At 39.9% G+C, this 23,829-nt stretch carries 20 protein-coding genes; 9 read left to right on the plus strand and 11 right to left on the minus strand.

Translation table 11 applies throughout. From position 1 onward, the window contains the following. Positions 1-21: 21 nt before the first annotated feature. On the minus strand, positions 22-543 hold the full coding sequence (locus B3C94_RS06660) for an NADPH-dependent FMN reductase (protein ID WP_293900873.1): 522 nt from the start codon (positions 541-543) through the stop codon (positions 22-24). Positions 544-770: 227 nt separating this feature from the next. On the opposite strand from B3C94_RS06660, the gene B3C94_RS06665 reads away from it, so the two are divergent. From B3C94_RS06665 to lepB, 5 genes are all read left to right on the plus strand, one after another. Beyond that, entirely contained in the window at positions 771-1,568 is a 798-nt protein-coding gene (locus tag B3C94_RS06665) for a ParA family protein (RefSeq protein WP_293900876.1), read from the plus strand. A 1-nt stretch (position 1,569) separates the two neighbouring features. Further along, a complete protein-coding gene (locus tag B3C94_RS06670) occupies positions 1,570-2,505 on the plus strand; it encodes a ParB/RepB/Spo0J family partition protein (RefSeq protein ID WP_293900879.1) in 936 nt (311 codons plus the stop codon). Between the two features lies 1 nt (position 2,506). Next, positions 2,507-3,229 (plus strand): DUF5683 domain-containing protein, encoded by a 723-nt coding sequence (locus B3C94_RS06675; RefSeq protein ID WP_293900882.1) that lies wholly within the window; start codon positions 2,507-2,509, stop codon positions 3,227-3,229. Between the two features lie 184 nt (positions 3,230-3,413). After that, positions 3,414-4,157 (plus strand): 4-hydroxy-tetrahydrodipicolinate reductase, encoded by a 744-nt coding sequence (gene dapB / locus B3C94_RS06680; RefSeq protein ID WP_293900885.1) that lies wholly within the window; start codon positions 3,414-3,416, stop codon positions 4,155-4,157. Positions 4,158-4,173: 16 nt separating this feature from the next. Then, positions 4,174-5,742 (plus strand): signal peptidase I, encoded by a 1,569-nt coding sequence (gene lepB / locus B3C94_RS06685; protein WP_293900888.1) that lies wholly within the window; start codon positions 4,174-4,176, stop codon positions 5,740-5,742. A 229-nt stretch (positions 5,743-5,971) separates the two neighbouring features. Here the strand turns inward: lepB and B3C94_RS06690 are convergent, their stop codons facing one another. Continuing rightward, the gene (locus tag B3C94_RS06690; RefSeq protein WP_293900891.1) at positions 5,972-6,688 is read right to left on the minus strand and encodes a pyridoxine 5'-phosphate synthase; all 717 of its coding nucleotides are present in this window, start codon (positions 6,686-6,688) and stop codon (positions 5,972-5,974) included. A gap of 60 nt (positions 6,689-6,748) precedes the next feature. Between B3C94_RS06690 and cdaA the strand changes: the two genes are divergently transcribed. After that, on the plus strand, positions 6,749-7,543 hold the full coding sequence (gene cdaA / locus B3C94_RS06695; protein ID WP_046672648.1) for a diadenylate cyclase CdaA: 795 nt from the start codon (positions 6,749-6,751) through the stop codon (positions 7,541-7,543). Between the two features lie 141 nt (positions 7,544-7,684). Here cdaA and B3C94_RS06700 read toward each other — a convergent pair whose 3' ends face one another. The 5 genes from B3C94_RS06700 to B3C94_RS06720 form a co-directional block, all read right to left on the minus strand. Then, complete coding sequence (locus tag B3C94_RS06700) at positions 7,685-8,530, minus strand: DUF2911 domain-containing protein (protein WP_293900896.1); 846 nt, start codon at positions 8,528-8,530, stop codon at positions 7,685-7,687. A gap of 244 nt (positions 8,531-8,774) precedes the next feature. Next, positions 8,775-10,067, minus strand: coding sequence for a sugar MFS transporter (locus tag B3C94_RS06705; RefSeq protein WP_293900899.1), 1,293 nt, complete (start codon positions 10,065-10,067; stop codon positions 8,775-8,777). Between the two features lie 302 nt (positions 10,068-10,369). Next, positions 10,370-10,795, minus strand: coding sequence for a hotdog fold thioesterase (locus B3C94_RS06710; protein ID WP_293900901.1), 426 nt, complete (start codon positions 10,793-10,795; stop codon positions 10,370-10,372). Then, positions 10,761-11,309, minus strand: a complete 549-nt coding sequence (locus B3C94_RS06715) for a DinB family protein (RefSeq protein ID WP_293900904.1) — start codon at positions 11,307-11,309, stop codon at positions 10,761-10,763. Before B3C94_RS06715 ends, B3C94_RS06710 begins: the two co-directional genes overlap by 35 nt. Next, a complete protein-coding gene (locus B3C94_RS06720) occupies positions 11,290-12,519 on the minus strand; it encodes a sensor histidine kinase (protein WP_293900907.1) in 1,230 nt (409 codons plus the stop codon). Before B3C94_RS06720 ends, B3C94_RS06715 begins: the two co-directional genes overlap by 20 nt. A 121-nt stretch (positions 12,520-12,640) precedes the next feature. Here B3C94_RS06720 and gltX point away from each other — a divergent pair, with 121 nt between their 5' ends. Further along, positions 12,641-14,161 carry a glutamate--tRNA ligase gene (gene gltX, locus B3C94_RS06725; RefSeq protein ID WP_293900910.1) on the plus strand — a complete coding sequence of 507 codons (1,521 nt, stop codon included), beginning with the start codon at positions 12,641-12,643 and terminating at the stop codon, positions 14,159-14,161. A gap of 223 nt (positions 14,162-14,384) precedes the next feature. Here gltX and B3C94_RS06730 read toward each other — a convergent pair whose 3' ends face one another. Continuing rightward, positions 14,385-15,962 carry an MFS transporter gene (locus B3C94_RS06730; protein ID WP_293900913.1) on the minus strand — a complete coding sequence of 526 codons (1,578 nt, stop codon included), beginning with the start codon at positions 15,960-15,962 and terminating at the stop codon, positions 14,385-14,387. A gap of 6 nt (positions 15,963-15,968) precedes the next feature. Continuing rightward, positions 15,969-17,018, minus strand: a complete 1,050-nt coding sequence (locus B3C94_RS06735) for an HlyD family secretion protein (protein ID WP_293900916.1) — start codon at positions 17,016-17,018, stop codon at positions 15,969-15,971. Positions 17,019-17,269: 251 nt separating this feature from the next. Here B3C94_RS06735 and B3C94_RS06740 point away from each other — a divergent pair, with 251 nt between their 5' ends. After that, a complete protein-coding gene (locus tag B3C94_RS06740; protein WP_293900919.1) occupies positions 17,270-18,079 on the plus strand; it encodes a helix-turn-helix domain-containing protein in 810 nt (269 codons plus the stop codon). A gap of 9 nt (positions 18,080-18,088) precedes the next feature. Here B3C94_RS06740 and B3C94_RS06745 read toward each other — a convergent pair whose 3' ends face one another. Beyond that, positions 18,089-20,974 carry a DEAD/DEAH box helicase gene (locus B3C94_RS06745; protein WP_293900922.1) on the minus strand — a complete coding sequence of 962 codons (2,886 nt, stop codon included), beginning with the start codon at positions 20,972-20,974 and terminating at the stop codon, positions 18,089-18,091. Positions 20,975-21,122: 148 nt separating this feature from the next. After that, on the minus strand, positions 21,123-21,902 hold the full coding sequence (gene dapF, locus B3C94_RS06750) for a diaminopimelate epimerase (protein ID WP_293900925.1): 780 nt from the start codon (positions 21,900-21,902) through the stop codon (positions 21,123-21,125). A 230-nt stretch (positions 21,903-22,132) separates the two neighbouring features. On the opposite strand from dapF, the gene B3C94_RS06755 reads away from it, so the two are divergent. Next, positions 22,133-23,686 (plus strand): Do family serine endopeptidase, encoded by a 1,554-nt coding sequence (locus tag B3C94_RS06755; RefSeq protein ID WP_293900928.1) that lies wholly within the window; start codon positions 22,133-22,135, stop codon positions 23,684-23,686. The last annotated feature ends 143 nt before the right edge of the window (positions 23,687-23,829 follow it).

Genomic DNA, 23,829 nt, shown 5'->3' on the forward strand with positions numbered 1-23,829 from the left:
TATGGGGATGTTGAATAGCTCTTAAAATCGAAGAATCTCTTCAATCTGCTCGTTGATGAATTGCAGGGTGTCTTCTTTGAACAGTTGGCCTTCGGCATCTAATTCGTTCTGTACATTGGGCAAAAAGATTTTGAGTGGAAGAACGTGCATTCTTAAATAGTGGCATATGCCAGTCAGGTGATCGATACCGCGGAGGTTGCCATAACGTCCTGAAGATAGTCCGACCAATGCAACTTTCTTGTGGTAAAAACTAATTGGAAATGTGCAGCAATCGATAAAAAGTTTAAGTGCTCCCGGTATGCTTCCATTATATTCGGGTGCGATGAAAATAAACAGTTCAGCTTTACTGACCTTCTCTTGGATAGGTTCAAATGCGGGACTTCTTTTTCCGTAAAGATCTGTCTCTAAAATGTTTGCTGGTAGATCTTCCAAAGAAAAGATGTCGCTTTCAATTGACTTACGATCAAGTAATTGCTGGTAGCATTTTGCTATTTTTAACGTCTTACTATGGGGACGGTTTGTTCCGGATATTATTAAAATCATTGTGTTGTTGATACTTATAAAAAGCGCAGTTTCAAAGTGGATACATATCTTGATTTTTTGTATCTTAGCATCCTGAGGATATGTGCTTTCGATCAATCAAAAGTACGAAATATGCTGAACTTGTTCTGTTAATTTGAATTGCGGATAAAGATTTTGGCAAATTGATCTTCAAAAAAGTGAAATGTAGGATTAAATCACATTTTAATTAAGAAAGGTTTTCATTCAAGATGGGAAAAGTAATCGCAATCGCAAATCAAAAGGGTGGGGTCGGAAAAACCACAACGTCAATTAATTTGGCGGCTAGTTTGGCGGTTTTAGAATATAAAACATTGTTGGTCGATGCGGATCCTCAAGCAAACTCTACTTCTGGGATTGGCTTTGACCCTCGTACAATCAGCGCAAGTGTATATGAGTGTTTAGTGAATGATCTGGATCCCCGTGAGGCTATCCAGTCGACAGAAACACCAAATTTAGATCTTTTACCTGCTCATATCGACTTGGTGGGGGCAGAAATAGAGATGATCAATATGCATGAAAGGGAGTACAAGATGAAAAAAATCTTGGATCAGGTGAAGCAGGAATATGATTTTATTATCATTGATTGTTCTCCTTCCTTAGGCTTAATTACAATCAATGCGCTGTCTGCTTCAGATTCTGTCATCATTCCAGTACAGTGTGAATACTTTGCTCTTGAAGGACTTGGTAAGTTATTGAACACAATTAAAATCGTTCAGAACCGTTTAAATACTAGTTTGGAGATCGAAGGGATTTTGTTGACTATGTACGATGTTCGTTTGAGGCTATCAAATCAGGTGGTTGAGGAAGTGAAGACGCATTTCACAGATTTAGTTTTTGATACGATTATTCAGCGAAATACCCGTTTGAGCGAAGCCCCAAGCTTTGGAATTTCTGTTATCATGCATGATGCTTCCTGTAAAGGAGCAATCAATTATTTGAATTTGGCGCGTGAGATCCTGCAGAAAAATGGGCATCTTAATGAAATGAATAAAACAGTAACCGCATAATATGGCAGCACATCAGCGTAAAACAGGACTGGGAAGAGGCTTAGGTGCGCTATTAAACGATAGTGTAGAAGTTCCTGCTAAGAGTAATCAGCAAGTGGAGGAGGCTCCTTTGGTGAATCCAACTGCTGTAAAAACAACAAAAGAGAATGGCAGTATTAGCCATGTTCGTGTAGAAGAAATATCTGTCAACCCTTTTCAGCCGCGTACAGAATTTGACCCGGTTGCCTTACAGGAGCTGTCGGAATCCATTATTTTACAGGGTTTGATCCAGCCGATTACGGTACGTAAAATTTCGGAAGGCAATTATCAGCTGATTTCCGGGGAGCGACGTCTCCGCGCTTCACGTCTGGCTGGAATCAACGAAATTCCGGCGTATATCCGTACAGCCAATGATCAGCAGATGCTGGAAATGGCCTTGATTGAAAATATTCAGCGGGAGAACTTAAATGCAATTGAAGTAGCCTTGAGTTTTCAGCGCATGATTGAGGAATGTAATTTAAAACAGGAAGAATTGGGTGAGCGTGTCAGCAAAAACCGATCTACTGTTACAAATTATCTTCGTTTATTAAAACTTCCTCCGGTCATCCAAGCGGCAATACGTGATGGAGCGCTAACCATGGGGCATGCTCGCGCATTGATTAACATTCCTGAAGTCGACAAGCAGCTTTATATCTTTAAGTTGATTATTGATCAGGGACTATCGGTACGTAAGGCAGAAGAATTGGTTCGAGAGTTGCAAAAAGGGGGTAAGAAAAAAGCGGGCAAAGATAAGGCTCCGATGTCCTTTCAACTACAGAAAATTGAAGATGATTTGGCTTCAAAATTTTCTTCTCGTGTCAAATTGAATCTGAAGAGCACAAAAGGAAAGGGTGCCATTGAGATCCCTTTTGAATCGGAGGATGATTTAAGTCGCATTCTTGAATTGTTAGATTGGTAATATGGCCAAGTTAATAAGCTTGATATTTGCGGTGTTTATGCTGGCGGTGGTACATGGGCAGACAGGGGATACAATTCCTAAGAAGCAGGTAGCGCCAGTCAAAATAGATAGCATAAAGCAAAAAGCGGCACAGGATACCGTAAAGAAAGAATCTCGGAAAGAGCGTAAAAAACGGGAGAAGGAGGAGGCTAAAGCGAAAGAGAAGGTTGTGTTCAAAGATTCGACCCGTTTGGCTATCGAAGCAAAAAATAAGCAAGCGTGGAAACGTTCCTTAGTCCTTCCTGGATGGGGGCAATATTCAAATGGTGGCGTTTGGTGGATAAAGGTGCCCGCAATCTATGGTGGGTTAATAACAACCGTACTTGTTTTTGATTTTAATAATCGTTATTACAAAGAACTGTTAGGCGTATTGCAAGACAAAGCTCTTGGTAGACCAATTGATCCTTATTATGTTGGTATTTCAGACCAATCTATTATACGTGCGAAGGATAACGCGCGGCGAAATAGAGATCTCATGGTGTTACTTACACTTGGGGTCTATGGTCTTAATGTTGCAGAAGCCTATATTGACTCTATGCTTAAATATCGTTGGAGTATTGGTGACGACAAACCCAAAAAGACTGCTTTCTTAATTGGGCCGACCCTAATGGATGCCAGTCTCGCGTCGGGAACTTATTCGTTTAAACCTACGGTAGGACTTAAATTGACAATGAAATTCAATTAAAATTCGTGTTTCTAAGAACATATTTCGATTGGAAATGATTATTAATCATAGTTTGTATAATTTGTCTTTCAGGGACTATTGTGCATATCTTCGCTTGTTAACATCGATGTTTGTAGTTTTTAAACATGGGTATTTCATTGAAATTTTTTAATTTTAAAAATAAACTATACTTTTTTCTAAATATATGAACATCATTCTCTTGGGATATGGCAAAATGGGGCAGATTATCGAACGATATGCACTGAAAAGAGGCCATCAAATTTTTTTAGTTGTCGATGAACATAATCGTCCTAACCTGACTGCTGATGATATTAAGGGAGCTGATGTCGCTATAGACTTTAGTGTACCTTCTGCAGCATTAGATAATATGAATCTTTGTCTCGAGGCAGGGGTACCTATTGTAGTCGGAACAACGGGTTGGTATGATCAACTGGAGGATGTTAAGTCGAAGTGTTTGGATGCTGATGGTTCTATTTTGTATGGTTCTAACTTCTCTATTGGAGTAAATGTATTCTTCCATATCAATAGAATGTTGGCGAAGGCATTACAGCCTTACAAACAATATGATGTTCAGGTAGAGGAAATTCACCATATACACAAATTGGATGCACCAAGCGGTACAGCAATTACCATCGCTGAAGGGATATTGGATAATAGCGATGTAAAGACCAACTGGGTGAATACGGTTGTTGGTGAGCAAGATGAAATTATTCCAAAACCACAGGAGCTTTTAATAGAAAGTCATCGTATCGAAGAGGTTCCGGGAACACATACTGTACTGTACAGTTCTGAGGTTGACCAAATAGAATTTAAACATACTGCACATAGCCGTGATGGGTTTGCTTTAGGTGCTGTCGTTGCTGCTGAATGGTTGAATGGCAAAAAAGGGTTCTATCAAGTTACCGAAATTTTTGATTTTAATAAATAGTACTAATAAGTAGATTATGGGCTTAATTATATTTGCGGTTTTAACAGCAATATCGGGATATGGATTGTGGCAATTGTTTGTTAAAGCTGGCAGAAATGGCTGGGAAGCGATCGTGCCTTTTTATAGCCAGTATATTCAGGCAAAGTTGACGGGAAGACCGACATGGTGGGTAATTTTATTGCTCGTTCCAATTGTCAATGTCTTTGTTTTCTATAATCTTTATCTTGATTTTATCCATTGTTTTGGAAAACGCCGTTTTTGGGAAAATGCAGCTGCCGTTTTAGTTCCTTTTATTGTTTTGCCTATGTGGGCAAAGGACAATAATGTGCGTTTTTTGAATGGTTTATATGCAAAAAATTTAAAGGCCGCTAGTCAAGAAGGTATTGAACTGACAGAGGAGAAACGTGCCGAAATTGCACTTGAATCTTATAAAGATTATAAAATTAAATATCCGTACAAGAAATCCATGGTACGTGAATGGGCAGATGCCATTGTATTTGCAACTGTAGCAGCGTCGCTTATTCGTGGCTTCCTGATCGAGGCTTATATGATTCCTACAGGATCGATGGAACGTACATTGTTGATTGGGGATTTCTTATTTGTCAGCAAGTTGAATTATGGCCCTCGCGTTCCTAATACGCCGATTGCGTTTCCTTTTGCACATCATACAATGCCCATTACTGGAGGCAAAGCTTATTCTGAACTGATCGAACTTCCTTATAAACGTCTGCCGGGATTTCAAAAGATTGAACGCAATGATGTTGTTGTTTTCAATTTTCCTGCTGGTGACACTGTCGCACTGGAGAACCAAAACGCAAGTTATTATGATCTTGTTCGGGCTTATGGCTGGCAGACTGTCAACTCGCAGTTTACGATCCAGGCGAGACCGATTGATAAACGGGAGAACTATATTAAGCGTTGTGTGGGATTGCCTGGCGATAAGATTTTCATGAAGGATGCCAAACTTTTTGTGAATGATCAGCCAGGATTTGATCCTCCTGAAAGCCAGTTGGACTATCTCGTATTAACGGATGGCACACCATTAAATATGGATAGGTTAAAAGAGTTGAGAATTGAAGCTGTCGGTGGTGATCAGCAACCTGGTGTTTATCAGTTGTTCATGACAAAAGATGAATTGGCTATCGTAAAATCTTGGTCGAATGTCAGAGAAATCAGGAGAAGTCCTGTTGGCGAAGGGGCTTACCCTTACGATCCACAATACAAATGGGATTTTGATAATTTTGGACCGATTTTAATTCCGAAGAAAGGGTGGACAGTCGCATTAAATGCGCAGACGCTACCGATTTATGAAAGAGCTATCCGTGTTTACGAGAATAACAAGCTCGAAAGGCGATCGGATGGTATCTATATCAATGATATTAAAGCAGACCATTATACATTTAAAATGGATTATTTTTGGATGATGGGTGATAATCGCCATAATTCGCTCGATTCAAGAGGCTGGGGATTTGTTCCCGAAGACCATGTGGTTGGAAAGGCCTTATTTACTTGGATGAGCTGGGATGAGATTGGTACAGGGCTTTCGAAAATTCGCTGGAACCGTATCTTTAAAGGAATTCATTAGTCATTGCAAATCTGCAATGGAGCCTTCCTATCTGGAGGGAAAAAAAAGGGCTTTCATTAAGAAAGCCTTTTTTTTCTGGAAGTGTGTTTGTTTCTATTTGCAAGAGAAAACCTTCCTGATTTCGCTTTTATAGCTGCTAGTAGCTGCGAAAGCACGAATTATTTTTTTTGGCCGTTCTTTAAATAACAGGCTGTTGACTGATTAGGCCCAGTCTTTACCCAAAGTTATACTACTTCAAACAAGCTAGGTAACGTTTGATTGTTTCCTCTAATCCTAGGTATAGTGCATCTGAAATGAGGGCATGGCCTATGCTTACTTCCAGAAGCTCAGGGATATGCTGGTTGAAATATTGCAAATTATTGAGATCAAGGTCATGGCCTGCATTTAAACCTAATCCGACTTCGCGTGCTTTTAATGCGGCTTTGAAATAGGGTTTTATGGCAAGTTCCTTGTCGAAGCCATATTCCGAGGCAAATCCTTCTGTATAGAGCTCAATACGATCTGTTCCTGTTTCTGCAGCGGCTTCTACCATTTCTTCAACTGGATCAACAAAAATTGAAACGCGTATACCTGCATCTTTAAACAGTTTGCACATATCTTGTAGATAGGCTTTATTTTTTATGGTATCCCAGCCATGGTTAGAGGTTAACTGTCCTTCGGCGTCGGGTACCAATGTCACTTGTGCGGGTTTATTGGCCAGTACAAGATCAACGAATTTTTGCTCCTGGCAGTTCCCTTCGATATTGAGCTCGGTTTGAATGTTCGCTTTGAGGTCAAAGACATCCTGATAGCGGATATGCCGTTCGTCGGGTCTAGGGTGTACAGTGATACCTTGAGCACCAAAACGTTCGCATGCTAGTGCTGCTGATAGAAGATTTGGATTGTTACCCCCTCTTGAATTTCGCAGCGTAGCGATTTTATTGATATTTACTGAAAGTCTAGTCATTTTCCTGTATGTTATGCAGTAAAAATACAAATAATATCTATTTTTTTTTAACTTGCATATATGGATGGAATCGATTATAGCCTCTTTAGCGGCTTTCGCTTATTGGACGTTATTGATATCATATTGGTAGCGATCATTATCTACTATATCTATAGTTTGATCAGAGGAACTATTGCCGTAAATATCCTGATTGGTGTTGCCCTGTTTTATGGCGTCTATATTGTTGTCAAGCAGATGCACATGCGTTTGCTGACCGAGATATTTGGTGGTTTTATATCCGTAGGGTCTATTGCATTGATTGTCGTCTTCCAACAGGAAATCAGGCGATTTTTGCTGCATGTTGGGAAGAATATCTCCATGAAGCGGAAAAAAGTTTTTTGGTCGTTTATTGGAAATAAGAAAGCTATACAAAAGGATTTAACAGAAGACTTGAAACCAGTTATCGAAGCGTGTAGAAGCATGTCGCGTACACGTACTGGGGCTTTATTGGTCTTCTCAAAATATTTTGATGAGGAATATTATCAGAGTAGTGGCGAGTATATCGATGCACATATTTCCAAGCGTTTGATTGAAAGTATCTTTCATAAAAATAGCCCTTTACACGATGGTGCTGTCGTTATTGTAGATTTTAAGATTATGACGGCTTCCTGTGTATTGCCATTGTCCGATAGCGAGGATTTACCGTTGCAGTTCGGTCTCCGGCATCGTGCCGCAATTGGAGTGACGGAAATATCGGATGCGATAGCTGTTATTGTCTCCGAAGAAACTGGCGAAATATCTTTTGCGAAAGATGGAAACGTTAATATGAATGTTTCACCGGAAGAACTTGAACAATTGCTAAAAGATGAGCTATAAAAAGAGGGTGTCTAAAAAGTAAGATTAAACTTTCTGAGAATTGGATATTTGAAAAGTTCCCGTATAGGTATACGTTAAAATGTCGAGAAAAACGGGGCTATCCAACCTTTTTGGATAGCCCCGTTTTTATGTTTAGATAGTCTATTTTTTTGCGGCGTTGATCACTTGTGTATTTAATTTGATGTATTCACCATTTTTATCTGCTGTGGCAACTTCAAGACCTTTCGTTGCTGTTTCTATTGCGCCTTTTTTATCGCCAGCTTTTAATTGCGCTTTTGCTTTCCAGTAAAGGACGTGAGCAGCTTTGGGTTGTGCTTTGGCCGCTTCGTCAAACCAGTTAAGGGCTTTGTTCAGATCTAAATTATTATTAAAGTAATATTGAGCTGCGGCAAAATAAGGTTTTTTCTCTCCTTTCATCGCTTCATCAATAGAAGCTAATATTTTAGCCTGCTGATTGACTTTTAGGTCAACCTTTACCGACGTTTTTTCCCAGGCAAGATTCAAGACAGCACCTGTAGGAGTAACGTTGTCAAATGAGACTGTAAAAGTTTCCACCGGGCTTGTTAGGGCTTGAGGTTTAACATTGAAACGTAAGGCATCTTCGGTCTCCTTATAGGTATATGCACCCCATTGTTTTGTGTTTTTACTGATGATGATGGTCCATTCAGATTTGTTTGGAATCGTGAAAAGAGCATAGGTTCCAGCAGAAAGCTTATGTCCATTTAAGGTAACATCACCTTCGAAGGTTAATGTGGTATTTGTATTTGCGCCTGTGCGCCATACTTCATTATAAGGAACAAGATCCCCAAAAATCTTACGACCGTTCATGCTCGGCCTGCTGTAATTAAGGGTTACGTTTTCAATACCTAATCCCTGCGTAACGGTTTGGGCACTGCTTGCTGCAGGAAGCTTAAGCTGAGCAAAGGATTCGTTGGCCGTAAACATCATTGTTGCGGCAATGGCAATTGCAAAAAGATTCTTTTTCATCTCTATCATTGTTTGTTTTATATTCAGTTTGACCAGCTTAATATGCCAATTATAAGCCCTTGATCCGGGATATGTTGTGCAAGAAAAATATAAAGCCTGATTAAAATAGTGCTATATCTACTAGCTGATGCGTAATATGTTTGTGCTATAGCATCTATCTTCTAAAAATAGGAAGAATTTTAAGAAAAAAGGGCATCTATTTTTTTAGATGCCCTTTTTTCTTAAGCTGTAAAAGTTATTTCTATTAGTTCGTTTTACCAACTTTATGTCCTGCTATAGAGAAATACATAATGTATAGATATCCCGGAACCATTGCATATAGGAATGCATGTTGAAAATCGATATGTAAATGATCTTTTAACAACCCATAAATCAAAGGCCAAACAGCTCCGCCGGCAATACCCATAATCATGATTGCTGATCCTGTTTTTGTGAATTTGCCAAGGCCTTTGATTCCTAGTGGGAATATCGCTGGCCACATGAGGGAATTGGCAATTCCTAATAGGGCAACAAATATAAAGGATGTTGTACCGGTCGTGAAAACAGAAATAACGGTGAATGTGATACCAATAATTGTGCAAATGCGCAGAGCCATTTGTTGTGATACAAATCGCGGAATAGAGATGATACCGATAATATAACCGATCAACATACATGATAGAGTAAATGCCGTCGCATAGGTTGTGAAAAATGGATCAACTTTGAGTTCGCGCGCATAAACACCAATGATATCTCCTGCCATAACTTCAACGGCTACGCAGAAGAAAATTGCTAAGGCACCTAAGAATAAATGTGGATATTGAAAGATGGATGTTTTCTTTACTGCAACGATTCCGTTTTCTTCACTAGTTTCTTCTTCAGCGTCAACATCAACTTCAGGCAAGTGTGTGAACTTTAAGAAAATTGCGAAAGCAACAAAGATAATTGCAAGTGAGATATACGGTGTGTGTACGCGTTGAAGAAGGTCGTCCAAGATCGCATTCTTTTGTACAAGATCAGTCGTTGCTTCTAATTTTGCGGTTACCTTTTGGGCGTCTTTTAAAAAGAGTGTTCCGAATAGGATAGGCACAATAATACCAGCAGATTTATTAAAAAATCCAGCGATAGAAATACGTTGTGCAGCGCTATCGATAGGGCCGATAATACTTAAATAGGGGTTAACGGCTGTTTGTAATAATGCCATCCCTGAACCTTGGATAAAGATTCCTGTTAAAAATAGGCCGTAACTTCTATTATCTGCTGCAGGAATAAAGATTAAAGATCCCAAACCTAATATAATAAGACTGACAACCAAACCATTTTGGAAGCCTATTTTTTTAATGATGACCGAGCTTGGTAGTGCCAAAAAGAAATAGGCAATGTAAGAAGCAAAGGTTACGAAGAAAGCCTGTAAATCAGTTTCGAGGTTACAAGCAATTTTTAAGAACGGAATTAAGGTTCCGTTTGCCCAGGTAATAAAACCGAGGATAAAAAATAAACCACAGCAGATGGCCATAGGGCGAAAGGCTGTTTTACCAACGTTAGGATTAGTGGTCATGTTTTGTTTTATTATATTTAGTTAAGTTATCGTTCGAGGATTGATAAATCAGTAGATATAAGGAGAGAACAAACGATTGCGCTCTATATTTACTGATTTTTAGCGTATCCATCCTACAAGACTACTTAAATTTCTTGAATATTGGAAATAAATAAAGGCATATTTTTGGAGGATTTGGATAATTAATTGGCAAAAAAAATAAGGATAAATTGTGAAATTTATCCTTATTTGCTTATAAATGTTGTTGAATTTTAATTCGATGTTGTTGATAAATCGAGTTAGCATGAATCATACAATTCATATTATTTTGGAACGATAGCTACTGTAAGTCTTGAGATACAATTTAATTTATTGAAACGATCATACATTTTTATTTCCCAAATGTGTGTGGATCGACCGATATGTATCGGACTACATTTTGCCGTGATGATTCCACTACTGACTGGGCGTATATGATTGGCATTCACTTCAAGGCCAACCCCCCTGTATTTGTCTGGATCAACAACGAGATTGGATGCGATACTTCCCAATGACTCTGCCAGAACTACAGAAGCTCCACCATGTAAAATGCCATGTGGTTGTTTTACTTTATCTGTTACAGGCATAGTCGCTGTGATGGAGTTGTCATCTATTTCTGTCGCTTGAATCTCGAGGAGTCCTGATAGGTATTTATTGAAAAATACGTTTATTTCCTCAATGCTGTAATGCTGAAACCAAATTTTTGACATCGTCTGAGTTTAAATAACGTTCCTGGATAATAATACGGTGATGATTAAGATGGCCCGCAATGACATACAATAATGCCTTTACACTTATCAGTCGTTCAGATGCCATGCCCTTACGTTCCAATTCTGCGTCATTAAAACTATTGAAAAGCATCATATTGGCTTTGCGAAGAAAGGTGAATTCTTTGCTTAGACTTTCCAAGGTTCGGTCGTTGTAACGGGAATACTGAATGAGGTAGTCTTGGTCATATCCAGCGAGTTCTTTAAGGTCGTTACGTGAAAAACGCAATGCACGGTAAGCCATAATACGTTCATTATCGATGACGTGGCCAACGACTTCTTTGATGGTCCACTTATCCTCGGCGTATTTAAAACTACCTCGTTCTTCAGGAATCGTGTCCAGAAATGCTGGAAAGGAGAGCGCTTGTTCTTCTAGTGCATCAAACACGTTATCGACGACAGTCTCAATATAAGGTGCGTAAACTGCTGGATATTCGTCAGATTTGAGTGGCTTCATATTTTAAATTGCTTTTTAATATTATTCGAAATGTTGTTCCTTTACCTACTTCAGATTCCTTTACAAAGATTTGTCCTTGGTGATACCGTACCATTCTTTTTGTCAGACTAAGGCCAAGCCCCCAGCCTCTTTTTCTCGTTGTAAAACCAGGTTGGAAAACAGATTCAAAATTAGATCTCGGAATTCCTTTACCCGTATCACTAATGTCTATAAAAATTTCTTCTTTCGCAATATTTTCTGAAATATTAACAGTTATCTTTCCTTCTGTGCCAATGGCATTTACGCCGTTTTTCAATAAATTTTCGATGATCCAATCGAATAATGGGATGTTGAGCTGTGCCTCAAGATGTGTGTCGCCTTTTAATTCGAAAGTAATTTTATTACTGGTTCGTATTCGAAAATAATCCATGTAATTTTTGATGACATCGTAGAGGTTATGATTGGTCAGTACGGGAGTAGATCCTATTTTTGAAAAACGGTCAGCGACGATTTCAAGGCGCTTAATGTCGTTTTCCATCTCATTTAGGGTATCATCTTCTTCGGCATCAAATTTTATACGAATCAATTCGAGCCAACCCATCAACGACGAAATGGGCGTGCCTAATTGATGGGCCGCTTCTTTGGTTAGCCCCACCCAAACGAGATTTTGTTCAGATTTTCGGATGGAGTTGAAAACTGTATAAGCAATAATGAGAAAGAGTGCAATCAGCGATAACTGTACATAAGGAAACACCCTTAACTGTTGTAAAAACCAAGAATCTTTATAGTAAACATGCCATTTTTGCCCATTTTCCAATTCCAACGTAATGGGCGGATGGCTTTTCTTCATAAACGCAAGTTGTTTTTGAAAATAAGCTGGGTCATAATCCAGATGTTTTGTAACAGAATCATTATGTCCAGGTTTGATATTTGTCTTTGTGGAATCAAGGTTACGCCAGAAAATAATGTCTTCTTTGTCGTCGGTAATAATTGCGGGTAAATTTAGACTGTCTCTTACGGCGTAAATAAATGTAATGAACTCATCATCAACGTCGGGCATGGTCATGATATTTTTAGTGCTCATGGCCCATACCTCAGCTTTTGAACGTTCGGCGTGAGCGAGATTTCGAACGAGGTAATTGGTGTAAACCAGAGAGGCGACAGCAATGATCGCTGCAAAGATAAGTAAGATAAATTTCCAGCGTTGCTGGCTAATCTGATAGGGTTTCATGATTCCGTATTCGTGTCCTTCATTTGCAAATTACTGAATAAATGTCTGTTTTCTGCACTTTTATTTCAATGAAGAAGTTATCGTGCCGCCCAAATCAAAAATTTTGTGGTAATTTTGCGGCATGAGTTCAGAAAGAAAAGTAAGAGTGCGTTTTGCACCAAGCCCGACAGGTGGTCTTCACCTTGGTGGGGTACGTACAGCTTTGTTTAATTTTCTCTATGCGCGTCAGCATCAGGGAGATTTTATTTTACGTGTCGAGGATACGGATCAAACTCGTTTTGTCCCTGGTGCTGAGGAATATATCAACGAATGTTTAGCATGGTGTGGTCTTTCCCCAGATGAAAGCCCATTAAAAGGGGGCGAGTACGGACCTTACCGTCAAAGCGAGCGAAAACCATCTTACCGGAAATATGCTGAACAGCTGATCGCAAGTGGTTATGCTTATTATGCATTTGATACTGCGGAGGAATTGGATGAGCAACGTAAGTTGCAGCCTAATTTTCGCTACAGCCACGAAAATAGACTTCAATTGCGCAATTCATTGAGTCTATCTGAGACTGAAACTCAACAATTATTGGATGCGGGGACTCCGCACACCATTCGTATAAAGATCCCTACCGATGAAACGGTCACATTCACGGATATGATCCGTGGAAAAGTTGCATTTGATACAAATCTTGTCGATGATAAGGTGCTTCTGAAGGCAGATGGTATGCCGACTTATCACCTTGCCGTGGTTGTTGATGATAAAGCGATGGAAATATCACATGTGTTCCGTGGTGAAGAATGGTTGCCTTCAGCGCCTATCCATATTTTATTGTGGGAATACCTAGGCTGGGGTGATAGCATGCCAGGCTGGGCACACCTTCCGTTAATTCTTAAACCAGATGGAAATGGTAAATTAAGTAAGCGTGATGGCGATCGCTTGGGCTTCCCTGTTTATGCAATGAACTGGACCGATGCGAAATCTGGCGATACAACAAAAGGGTTCCGTGAGATGGGCTTCTTGCCTGAAGCTTTTGTCAATATGCTTGGGGTGTTGGGCTGGAATGATGGAACTGAACAGGAACTTTTCTCTTTAGATGAATTAATCCAAAAATTTGGTGTTGACCGTATCAGTAAAGCTGGTGCAAAATTTGATTTTGAAAAAGCAAAATGGTTCAACCATGAATGGATCAAACGATCTTCAACAGAATCATTGTTACCGCAGATCAAAACAGTTTTGGAGCATCATCAAGTAGATGCTGATGCCGCTTATGTGAGCAGGGTATTGGATGCGGTGAAAGAGCGTTTAACTTTTGTCGAAGACTTTTGGAGCCAGGCGTCGTTCTTCTTCTTACAGCCTGCAGAATATGATCTAAACGCAGTGAAGCCTAAATGGTCTGCTGAAAAAACTGCGTTTTTTGAGGATATAAATCAATCATTCGAAGGATTTGATACATGGAACGCTGCTGATTTGGAACCTTTCTTTAAAGATGCCATTCAGGCGTCAGGAATGAAGATGGGCGAGCTGATGATGCCTTTCCGCATTATGTTAGTCGGTGGGAAATTTGGACCAGATGTATTTCAGATTGTTGAATTACTTGGTAAAAACGAGGTCATAGTGCGTGTGAAAAAAGCACTTAAAGAATTTGATGCTTAAATAGATAAAGTACGAGATGCCGAAAAGGGGCTGTCTGCATTGATTTGCAAACAGCCCCTTTTTTCTGAAAGATGCTGTTTTATTATTCGTGTTGTTTTTATTATTTCATCAATGGGCACGCGATACGCGGTTTATTAGCCAAAAAGAATCTTCAATTCATTTTCATGGCTGTTGCTGCTCGCGGAATTATGAAGTTTGTCTATAGGCCGTTTAGCGACCTCATTTACAGGTATGGTATCCGAAGGCGCATGAAAAGTGTTTTGGCCGGACCGAATAAAAATATTAGCCCTGTTATAAGTATTCCTAGCATCCCTAGATAAGTAAATATCTCCATGTTACTGATTAACGTTGCTTGCTGACTTAGGGTTCCCGAAATACTTTTGCCGGCAATAAGACTTGCCAGCTGATCGCCATATAGCCCGATATATTTCTCTGTTAATGTATTCCAATAGTTTATTGTCTGCGGGTTGCTTGTATTGAGGGTTTGTTCGAGTTGAATATAATGCTTTTGATTGAGGGCATAACTGGCATTTTGGATAAGCGCAAATCCGATATTGGTACTCCAAAAACGAACTGTTGTACCCATAAGGCCTGCGTTGCCCACGTGATGGGACTCGACACCTGTTAAGATATAAATGACCAATGGTGTGAAAAGCCAGCCTTGTCCGATTCCCTGAATAAACAAAGGAAGACCGATAGTGCCGATTGTGGTATCGGGATAAAAGGTGGGTACAAATAGAAAGCAGGAAGCTGCTAATATCAAAAAGCCACAACCAAAGATATATTTAGGCGATACATCGCGTAGAAGTAAGAAGCCTGAACTACCAACACCAAGCATCGTGCCGATGACGTTGATATACTGTACATCTATAATATAATGCCAGGGCCATTTCCATACGGTGGCCATCACGGTATACACATTGTTTAGACAGCTACGAATAATGTAAAAGAGAAAGAACAGGGTAACTCCGATGATAACATTTTTGTATCTCAAGATCTCAAAATGAAAAAGGGGTCTTTTGACCATGCTTTGTTTAATCATAAAGAGTGCCCCAAAAACAAGGGTAAGGGCAAAATTGATGGTAATATTGCTGTGTGCAAACCAATAGTATTTACGGCCATAAATTAAAACGTAAGCACCGCAGCTTAATGAGAGCAGTAAAAATAGACAACTTGCCAGATCTAATTGATAGAGGGGGAATTTTTTACCCAAGCGATTATTGTTAAGTAACAGCAAAGCTATTGCAATCACAATCAAGTGCCAATAGAGCACTACGTGTATCATATCTTGCCATCCATAATCCATAATGCTTTCTTTGAGCAAAGAGGTTGTTAAGGTTGAACCCGTAAGCATAAAGGTATATAGAAAGAAATAGGCGATTGTCCGGCTCTTGGCATGCTTAATCTGCATCATGAGCAATGGAAGAAAGCAAGCTCCTTCCAGTACACAGAAAATGCCTTCGACCACGCGCAGAATGCCAATAAGAAATGGATCTCTTGTCAGCGAAATGCCTAGTAGGATCAGGATGGAAAGGCTGCAGGTCAGGAGGATATATGTCCTTACCCTGAAAAAGGAAAACAGTCGCTGAAATATAAGTAAAGCAACGACAATGGCACCGTACATCAAGGATAGAAAATACTGAATATCTTCGGCCTCGATATCTAGTGCCGACGCGGTAAATGCTGTATTGGAATGGAACAGCGACATTAACATAAGGTGTGGGAACATCGCCAATATCATTAGCGGAAGTTTTATCCATTCGGGCACCCAGCTATAGTATAAAGATTTGTCCGTACTCATGGGTGATTAAGATTGATGGGCGGCATGGATGACCACATTCATCCCGGCACGTAATTTCTTGAGATCCTGTTGTGGGTCAAATACAATTTTAATGGGAATTCGTTGTTCAATCTTCACGAAATTTCCGGTTGCATTGTCTTGAGGTATAACGGCAAATTTGGAACCTGATGCTGGGGAAAAAGAATGGATCTTTCCTTTAAAACTAAGTTTGGGAAAGGCATCGACCTGTATAGTGACTATAGTGCCCTCTGCAAGATCTTCAAGCTGAGTTTCTCTAAAATTTGCGTTGATCCATTTCTCTTCGCTTATGACATTGGCTAGGGTCTGCCCTTCCTTTACAAATTGTCCCGGTTGGATAGATCGTTTGCCAACAAAGCCATCGTAGGGAGCGGTTACTACGGTATAGGAGAGAAAAAGCTGTGCATTTGTTTTTGCTGCCTTTTTAATATTGATGTTCGCTCTTGCAGGTAATTCGTTTGCCTTTTCTTTGCTGGTATTCAGTTGAGCTGAATTATATTCTTCCGTAATGGTATGCAATTGTGCCAATGCTATATCGTATGCTGCTTTGGCATTATCGTACTGTTGTTTGGTCGAAGCCTCTGCTTCAAATAAACTTTTAAATCGATTGTAATCCTGTTGAGTTTGCCATACACTTACTTTTGCAGCTTCTAATCTTGCCTTTTGAACCGAAATGCTATTAGCTGTCGCATGGGCTGTTTTGCTGATTACTTCGGCATTTCTCTGGCTGCTTTGGAGTTCGGCATTTGCCATATCCACCTTAGTTTGATACTCACTGGCGTCTATAATTAATAGGGTGTCACCCCGATGGACATATTGGTTTTCTTCAAATCGTACTTCCTTAATAAAACCGGAAATCCTACTGGCAACAGGTGTCAGATATTGATCAATTTGCGCGTCATTTGTCGTTACATATTGATTGGTAAAAATGAGGTGTTTGACTAAGACTCCGATACCGGTTAATAATAATAGGCTGGCAAATATGACAAGCACTTTATTAAATCCTCTTGTTTTTTCTCTTTTATCTTCTTTATTCATTATTATTTAATTGCGCGTTTTTCACTCAAAAAGTCTCAGGTCCCATATCCCAGTTGGACTTATCATCATCTTGAAATAGCATTTTTTCATTTTACGTAAACAGGATTGTTCGGATTACCAACAAACTTCGTCTGGGCGCTTGGGAGTAAGGCTGCACAAAGATACTGCAGGATAGAAATGTTTTGTTTTGTATAGTCGGACGGATATTTGTTCATTTGCGCCATATGGTGTAAAAAGTGTAATTTTAGATTATGGGAGAGGATAAACTTGCAGCTATTGATGCTGAACATTATGATTTTTACGTAGATCACATGTATGTCGATCGTATTGATTCTCGTGAGTATAAACATAAAAAGGCGCGCCTGCTTTATGCCGACGGTGGTATTATTCATGTATTTACCGCTACAAAGCACTGGTATTTGCCGGCAAGATTTTATATGTGGATTCCGGCAAATACAACTTATCATCTGGAAAGCACCAGCTCTCGTATCCCATTGTACAGTTTTTATTTTAAGGAAAGGCAGGATATGCCGTCCGTGCTTTCAGCGCCGAATATATTTCTAAGTAATGATTTGATGCGTGAAATGTTTTTATTTGCTCAGGACTGGAGCGGAGGTGTTAGCAAAAAGACTGAATATTCAAAATACTGTGTCTTGCGTGCGATGATGGCGATTATTCCGGATACGAGCCCACCAGTAGATGCTTTCCCGATGCAACATCCCTATCCTAAGAGTGAAAAACTCCGAAGTGTGGCTAGATATCTGAACAGCAACCTCGATCAAGCCTTTACCATTGAACAGATTGCGGCCCGCTTTGGAATGAGCAGCCGCTCGCTGTCCAGACTTTTCAAAGAAGATATGGGCATCAGTTATATTCGTTTTCTAAGAGCCATACGAATTGCGAAATCCCTGGAGCTGATGTCCGAGAATAAGTATTCCATCCTCGAAATCGCTATGCGTGTAGGGTACAATGAGCTCTCTTCTTTTAGCAATATATTTACGCGTGTAACGGGTATCCGTCCATCGATATATATGGCGAAGATTAATGAATATAAACAGTAACGTTTTGATTTAGGCCAAAAGTTCCTGCAGATCTTCCTGAGATAGCGACTTGATAAAGCTTTCTTCTGTCGTGATCAGGCTTTGTGCAATCGATTTCTTTTTGTTCTGTAAAGCTAATATCTTTTCTTCGACGGTATCTTTACTGATAAATTTATAGATAAACACATTGCGCGTTTGACCGATGCGATGCGAGCGGTCGACAGCCTGTTGTTCCACAGCAGGATTCCACCACGGATCGAGAATAAAGACATAGTCAGCTTCAATCAGATTGAGTCCCACCCCACCTGCTTTTATTGATATGAGGAACAGCTTGGTGTCATTATTTTTACGGAATTGACTGACGGCTTCATCCCGGTTCTTTGTGCCGCCATCCAGGTAGGCATAATTAGTCCCTTTGTTATCAAAATACTGACGGAAGATATTAAGCTGTTTGACGAACTGGGAGAAAATCAGTACTTTGTTGCCTCTTCGCATAACCATTTCAAGTGTCTCAATGACGGCTTCGAACTTACCTGAATCGCCCAAGAATTTCTCATCGACCATTTTAGGGTGGTTGGCTAATTGTCGGAGTTTAGTCAATCCCTGTAATAGCGCAATTTGGGTAGATTTTGGCTTGTTATCCAACTGCCCATCAAGGATTGCATTGCGATATTCAGATTTGACTTTTTCGTACAACTCGGATTGTTTTTCCGTCATTTCACAGTAGAGTACTTGTTCGGTTTTTGGCGGTAATTCAGTTGCCACCTGATCTTTTGTACGTCTTAATATAAATGGTTTGACAATCGCTTGAAGGCGCTGTGCTTTTTCTTCGTCTTTTTTCTTTTCGATGGGCTGCACAAACTCTTTCTGGAAATAGGTGTAGCTGCCCAGTAGTCCTGGGTTGGTGAAGTGCATCTGTGCCCAAAGATCCGAAACGGAGTTTTCAACGGGGGTTCCGCTTAAGGCCAGCTTGTTTTTACTTTTTAAGCTTTTGATTGCTTTAAACGATTTGGATGTCGGATTTTTGATATTCTGACTTTCATCCAGAATGATGTAATTGAAATAAAAGCCACTTAAGGTTTCTTCGTCAATACGGGCAATACCGTAGGTGGTAATGACCAAATCATATTTGGCGAAAAGTGAAGCATCTTTAATCCGATTATTCCCCGTATGGAGGTGAATATTGAGCTGTGGTGCAAATTGTTGTGCTTCTTTTTGCCAGTTGTATACGAGAGATGTCGGCAGGACCAAAAGTGATGTGCGTATATCCTGTTCGTCTTGGAGCTGTTCTTTTTGCTGTTGTAATAGTGCTAATGTCTGTATGGTTTTACCCAATCCCATGTCATCCGCAAGACAGCCACCAAATTTATACTGCTTCAAAAAATTAAACCAATTGTATCCTGCCTTTTGGTATGGGCGAAGATTTCCCTTGAAATGTTTTGGTTCGGGAATATCAGCAATCTCTTCAAAGTTAGCGAGGTTCTGCAATTTACGTGTGAATACCAATTGTGTATGTTCACTGATTTCAAAGAGTAGGCCGATATGTACTTTATTGAGTTTAAGCTCATGCCGCTCTGCAGAAAATTGGAAAAGATGATTGTATTGTGCAAACCATTCTTCCGGAATCATGGCAATTTCGCCATTCGGTAAGGTAAACTCTTTAATGTTATTAAGAATATGGTTGCGAAGCTGAATAAATGGAATTTCATAAGGGCCAAATTTTGCGATTGCACTGATATCAAACCAATCATTATCTTCATCAATGGAAATATCCAGGGAAGTGTGCCCTATGAAAAAGCGCTTTTCTTCACTGTTTTGAACAATTTGGAATCCCATTGTATCAAGCTCTTTCTGATGGTTGTTCATCCAGTCAAATACGGAAAGCCGTTTTCCAGTATAGCTAGCGGGTGTTAGTAAGCCTAAATGGGGGTCAACATCCTGTAATCCCAGTTTTTTTAAGCTGTCATGTTGCTGCTCTTCCCATTGCAGGGATCGTTTGACGCGGTGGAAGATATAATGATCATCTTCCTTATTATATTCCATGCGTACGGTAACTTTGTTTTCAGCTCCTGCTGTAAAAGTATGTGGTCCATACTTGAATTGTAACTGCAATTGCGAAGCTCCATCTTCCACATAGATCAGATGAAGGAGTGGAATTGCCTGATGCTGGTGGGTCTGAATCTCAAACCCCTCTGCATAGACGTGATAGCGCTCAATCAGTCCGCATACAAAGGTCTCGAAATATTTTTTTTCAGTGCTTCTGCCTACAGAAATATAGCGTTTATTCAAGAAAGGGCTAAGCTTTTTCCCTTCAAGTGCCTGATCGAAATAATAGAGGGTATTGTTTAAAAGTAACCATGCCTGTACATTGGTCAGGACAACAGCATTTTTGAACATAAACTCCAGGCGTTGGTTTTCGTATTTGATGGTCGGGAAATAACGTGTTTCTTCTTCGTTCCGCCGGAAGTGAAATAAGATTGACGCTGCAGATGTTGCTAATTTAATTTCCTGATCTGCCGGATAGCCATCTTTGCTCATCATAAAAAGCGGTTTATCACCAACAGCCTCAAAAAATTGAATCATTTTTTCATCAATCTTGGGACGAAGAAGCTCCTGAAGTTTTTTATCGAAAACTTTGGAAAAGAAATCTACAGGTCTAATCGCTTTTTTATAGTATTTTTTGATGAGATGTGTTTGTTCGATTTCATCAAGCAGTCGAATGAGTCTGTAATCTACTTCATCCAATTCAGCGGCGTAGGCATCCACAGTATTACTAAATATGCGTTGATATCGGAGTGAGTAGGTCCCATTGGGATTGAGTTTGACCATGTGTGGCTCAATGAGATAGCCAAGATAGGGGTGCTCACATATAGAATAAACGATTTTATAGACTGGAAATGACTTTGACTGTTGCATTAAAAATAGCGGACCTTATAAATAAAGGTATCTAATATACAATAAAATATACCATTAATCGCAATTTGCAGGATGAAATTTTAAAAATTGATTTGCTTGGATGGAAGATCTTGGCCGCGATTAGTTTTGTTGGCTATTAGGTGAAAACTTAATAGTTTCCTTCGAAGACAAACTGTGCCGGACCTTTTAAGAAAACCTCTGTGAAATGATGACCATTCTTATGGAAGGAGATATAAAGCTGACCACCTAGTACGCGGATAGGAATACTGATATCACCTTGTAAATTGTGCTGCAGGGCAACAGCCATGGCTGCTGCAGTTGCTCCGGTGCCGCAGGCATAGGTTTCATCTTCAACACCGCGCTCAAATGTACGGAGGAAATAACCTTCTCCTTCGGCTTCAATGAAATTCACATTGATGCCTTCTTTTCTATAAGTAGTGTTATTGCGAATAGTATAGCCATCTTGAAAGACATTTTTATGTTGAAGATCTTTTACAAATTCAACATAATGTGGAGAACCTGTTTGTAACAGATAGGCTTCTCCATCACGGGCAAAATCTTGCACGTCGATCATTTGAAGATTGACAAGATCTGTCGATAAAGATGCGTGGTGTATGCCGTCTACTGCCAAAAAGACAGTTTTGTCAGTGATGATGCCTAAATCGCGTGCAAAAGCGACGATGCAACGGCCACCATTGCCGCACATGCTGCCTTCTCTGCCGTCGGCATTGTAATAAATCATCTCAAAATCGTAATTTTCTCTGGTTTGCAAGAGCATTAAACCATCGGCACCAACGCCAAACCGGCGGTCACATAGTTTTTCTACCAATGCTTCATCTGCGCGGTTAAATGAGTTGTCGCGGTTGTCTACTAAAATGAAGTCATTGCCTGCTCCCTGATATTTTGAAAATCTTACTTTTGGTGCCATTACGTTGATTTGTAGTAACAAAAGTACGTTTTTTTGTTACAAAAAAACGGGGAAAAGTTAAGATTTGTTAAAATGATTGCATTTGTCTAGTAATTAACATTTTTTAACGTGTCGGATTTTCCGAAGGCCTTGAAATGGTATTACATTTGAACATATCCGAATAAAATCGGTAATTTTAAGAGCAAAAGTTATCAACATATATTAAGACATTTTAAAATAGAAATAAGTTTATGAATAAGGTCGGTTTAACGCTATTAACAGCTGTTTTCGGAGGAGCGGTAGCATTAGGAGGTTACAAGCTTATTGAGAATAAGAAGTTTGATGGTATGTCTTTCGAAGACAAACAAAAGGTTTATTTTGCAAACAATCCAACAGGGGTAATGTCATCGACAGGTAACCCTGATTTTACTCAGGCCGCGGCAGCGGTGTCACCGGGTGTTGTACATATTAAGACAACATATAGCCGTAAAGGATCGCAGCAATCGCAAGGTTCTCCGTTCGATATGTTTGAAGAGTTTTTTGGCATGCCCCAGGGTGGAGGACGTCGTCAAATGCAGTCGCAACCTGTACAGGCATCTGGATCAGGTGTAATTATCTCTGACGATGGATACATTGTAACCAACAATCACGTTGTGGAAGATGCAGATAAAATAGAGGTGGTGCTTACTGATAAGCGTACGTTTGAAGCTAAACTGATTGGACGTGATCCAAATACAGATTTAGCCCTGTTGAAAGTATCGGGTAAAGGACTTCCTGTTGTCAAAATGGGGAACTCCGATAATGTCAATGTCGGTGAATGGGTATTGGCTTTTGGCTATCCACTTGGACTTCAATCTACAGTGACCGCGGGTATCATTAGTGCAAAAGGCCGTCAGATCGGTATTTTGAATGAAGGTCAACAACAACGTGGTAATCCATTTGGTGGTGGACAGGATCAAATCCCTGTAAGTTCAGCGATAGAGTCCTTTATCCAAACAGATGCTGTTATCAATAAAGGAAATAGTGGTGGTGCATTGACAAATGCTTCCGGAGAATTGATTGGTATTAACTCTGCTATCGCTTCTCCAACAGGAACATATGCCGGTTATGGTTTTGCGATTCCGGTCAATTTGGTGAAAAAGATTGTTGATGACTTTGTTGAATACGGTAATGTAAAACGCGGTTATATAGGTGTTACTTATACTGAAATCACACCTGAACTGGCCAAGGAAAAAGGTTTTACAGATGTTGATGGTCTGTATGTTCAAGATGTAGTCGCTGGTGGTGCTGCAGAAGCAGCAGGTGTCAAAAAAGGAGATATCTTGACCAAAATTAATGGAAAAGTGATTACGGGTTCACCTGTTTTAAGCGAAACGATAGGCCGTGCTCGTCCTGGAGATAAGGTAAATGTTACTTACAAACGTGATGGTAAGGAAAAACAAGTAACCATGACACTGAAAGGCGAAGAATCTTTAAAATCTGCAAGTGCTGGTGGAAAAGCTTCGAAAAGTGCAACGGAGATCTATAATAAATTAGGGGCAAGCTTTATTCCTGCTTCTGCTCAGAAGAAAAAAGAGCTGGGTGTCAACTCTGGAGTTGTTGTGACCCAGGTGAACCGCGGCGGTATCTTTGATTATTTTGGTGTTGAGCGTGGACTGGTTATTACTGAGGTCAACGGAAAAGCTGTGAATACAGTAGATGACGTTGAAACAGCACTTGGTGCGACGCAACGTAATATTGTACGATTGAAAGGGGTGTCTCCTCAAGGCGGTGCTGTTCAATTGAGCTTCCCGGTAGAATATTAAGCATTGAATTAAGAATTGGTTGATTAATATAGTTTAGGTGGTTCTAGCCGTAAGGCTAGGCCACCTTTTTTAATGGAAAAGCTCGGCGCTTGGTAAGAAGTAAGTCAATTTTAACCGGTTGTTTCCTTAATCATTTTAGTTTA

Origin of the sequence: Sphingobacterium sp. UBA5670, from assembly GCF_002420705.1 — a bacterium.
GTDB lineage: Bacteria > Bacteroidota > Bacteroidia > Sphingobacteriales > Sphingobacteriaceae > Sphingobacterium.

Bases quoted from the DNA above. Each gene is read 5' to 3' on its own strand.
- B3C94_RS06720 (WP_293900907.1), bottom strand. From the start codon at position 12,519: ATGAAACCCTATCAGATTAGCCAGCAACGCTGGAAATTTATCTTACTT.
- B3C94_RS06665 (WP_293900876.1), top strand. From the start codon at position 771: ATGGGAAAAGTAATCGCAATCGCAAATCAAAAGGGTGGGGTCGGAAAA.
- B3C94_RS06675 (WP_293900882.1), top strand. From the start codon at position 2,507: ATGGCCAAGTTAATAAGCTTGATATTTGCGGTGTTTATGCTGGCGGTG.
- B3C94_RS06730 (WP_293900913.1), bottom strand. From the start codon at position 15,962: ATGAGTACGGACAAATCTTTATACTATAGCTGGGTGCCCGAATGGATA.
- B3C94_RS06735 (WP_293900916.1), bottom strand. From the start codon at position 17,018: ATGAATAAAGAAGATAAAAGAGAAAAAACAAGAGGATTTAATAAAGTG.
- dapB (WP_293900885.1), top strand. From the start codon at position 3,414: ATGAACATCATTCTCTTGGGATATGGCAAAATGGGGCAGATTATCGAA.
- gltX (WP_293900910.1), top strand. From the start codon at position 12,641: ATGAGTTCAGAAAGAAAAGTAAGAGTGCGTTTTGCACCAAGCCCGACA.
- B3C94_RS06700 (WP_293900896.1), bottom strand. From the start codon at position 8,530: ATGAAAAAGAATCTTTTTGCAATTGCCATTGCCGCAACAATGATGTTT.
- B3C94_RS06740 (WP_293900919.1), top strand. From the start codon at position 17,270: ATGGGAGAGGATAAACTTGCAGCTATTGATGCTGAACATTATGATTTT.
- B3C94_RS06690 (WP_293900891.1), bottom strand. From the start codon at position 6,688: ATGACTAGACTTTCAGTAAATATCAATAAAATCGCTACGCTGCGAAAT.
- B3C94_RS06755 (WP_293900928.1), top strand. From the start codon at position 22,133: ATGAATAAGGTCGGTTTAACGCTATTAACAGCTGTTTTCGGAGGAGCG.
- B3C94_RS06705 (WP_293900899.1), bottom strand. From the start codon at position 10,067: ATGACCACTAATCCTAACGTTGGTAAAACAGCCTTTCGCCCTATGGCC.
- B3C94_RS06660 (WP_293900873.1), bottom strand. From the start codon at position 543: ATGATTTTAATAATATCCGGAACAAACCGTCCCCATAGTAAGACGTTA.
- dapF (WP_293900925.1), bottom strand. From the start codon at position 21,902: ATGGCACCAAAAGTAAGATTTTCAAAATATCAGGGAGCAGGCAATGAC.
- B3C94_RS06715 (WP_293900904.1), bottom strand. From the start codon at position 11,309: ATGAAGCCACTCAAATCTGACGAATATCCAGCAGTTTACGCACCTTAT.
- B3C94_RS06745 (WP_293900922.1), bottom strand. From the start codon at position 20,974: ATGCAACAGTCAAAGTCATTTCCAGTCTATAAAATCGTTTATTCTATA.
- B3C94_RS06710 (WP_293900901.1), bottom strand. From the start codon at position 10,795: ATGTCAAAAATTTGGTTTCAGCATTACAGCATTGAGGAAATAAACGTA.
- B3C94_RS06670 (WP_293900879.1), top strand. From the start codon at position 1,570: ATGGCAGCACATCAGCGTAAAACAGGACTGGGAAGAGGCTTAGGTGCG.
- cdaA (WP_046672648.1), top strand. From the start codon at position 6,749: ATGGATGGAATCGATTATAGCCTCTTTAGCGGCTTTCGCTTATTGGAC.
- lepB (WP_293900888.1), top strand. From the start codon at position 4,174: ATGGGCTTAATTATATTTGCGGTTTTAACAGCAATATCGGGATATGGA.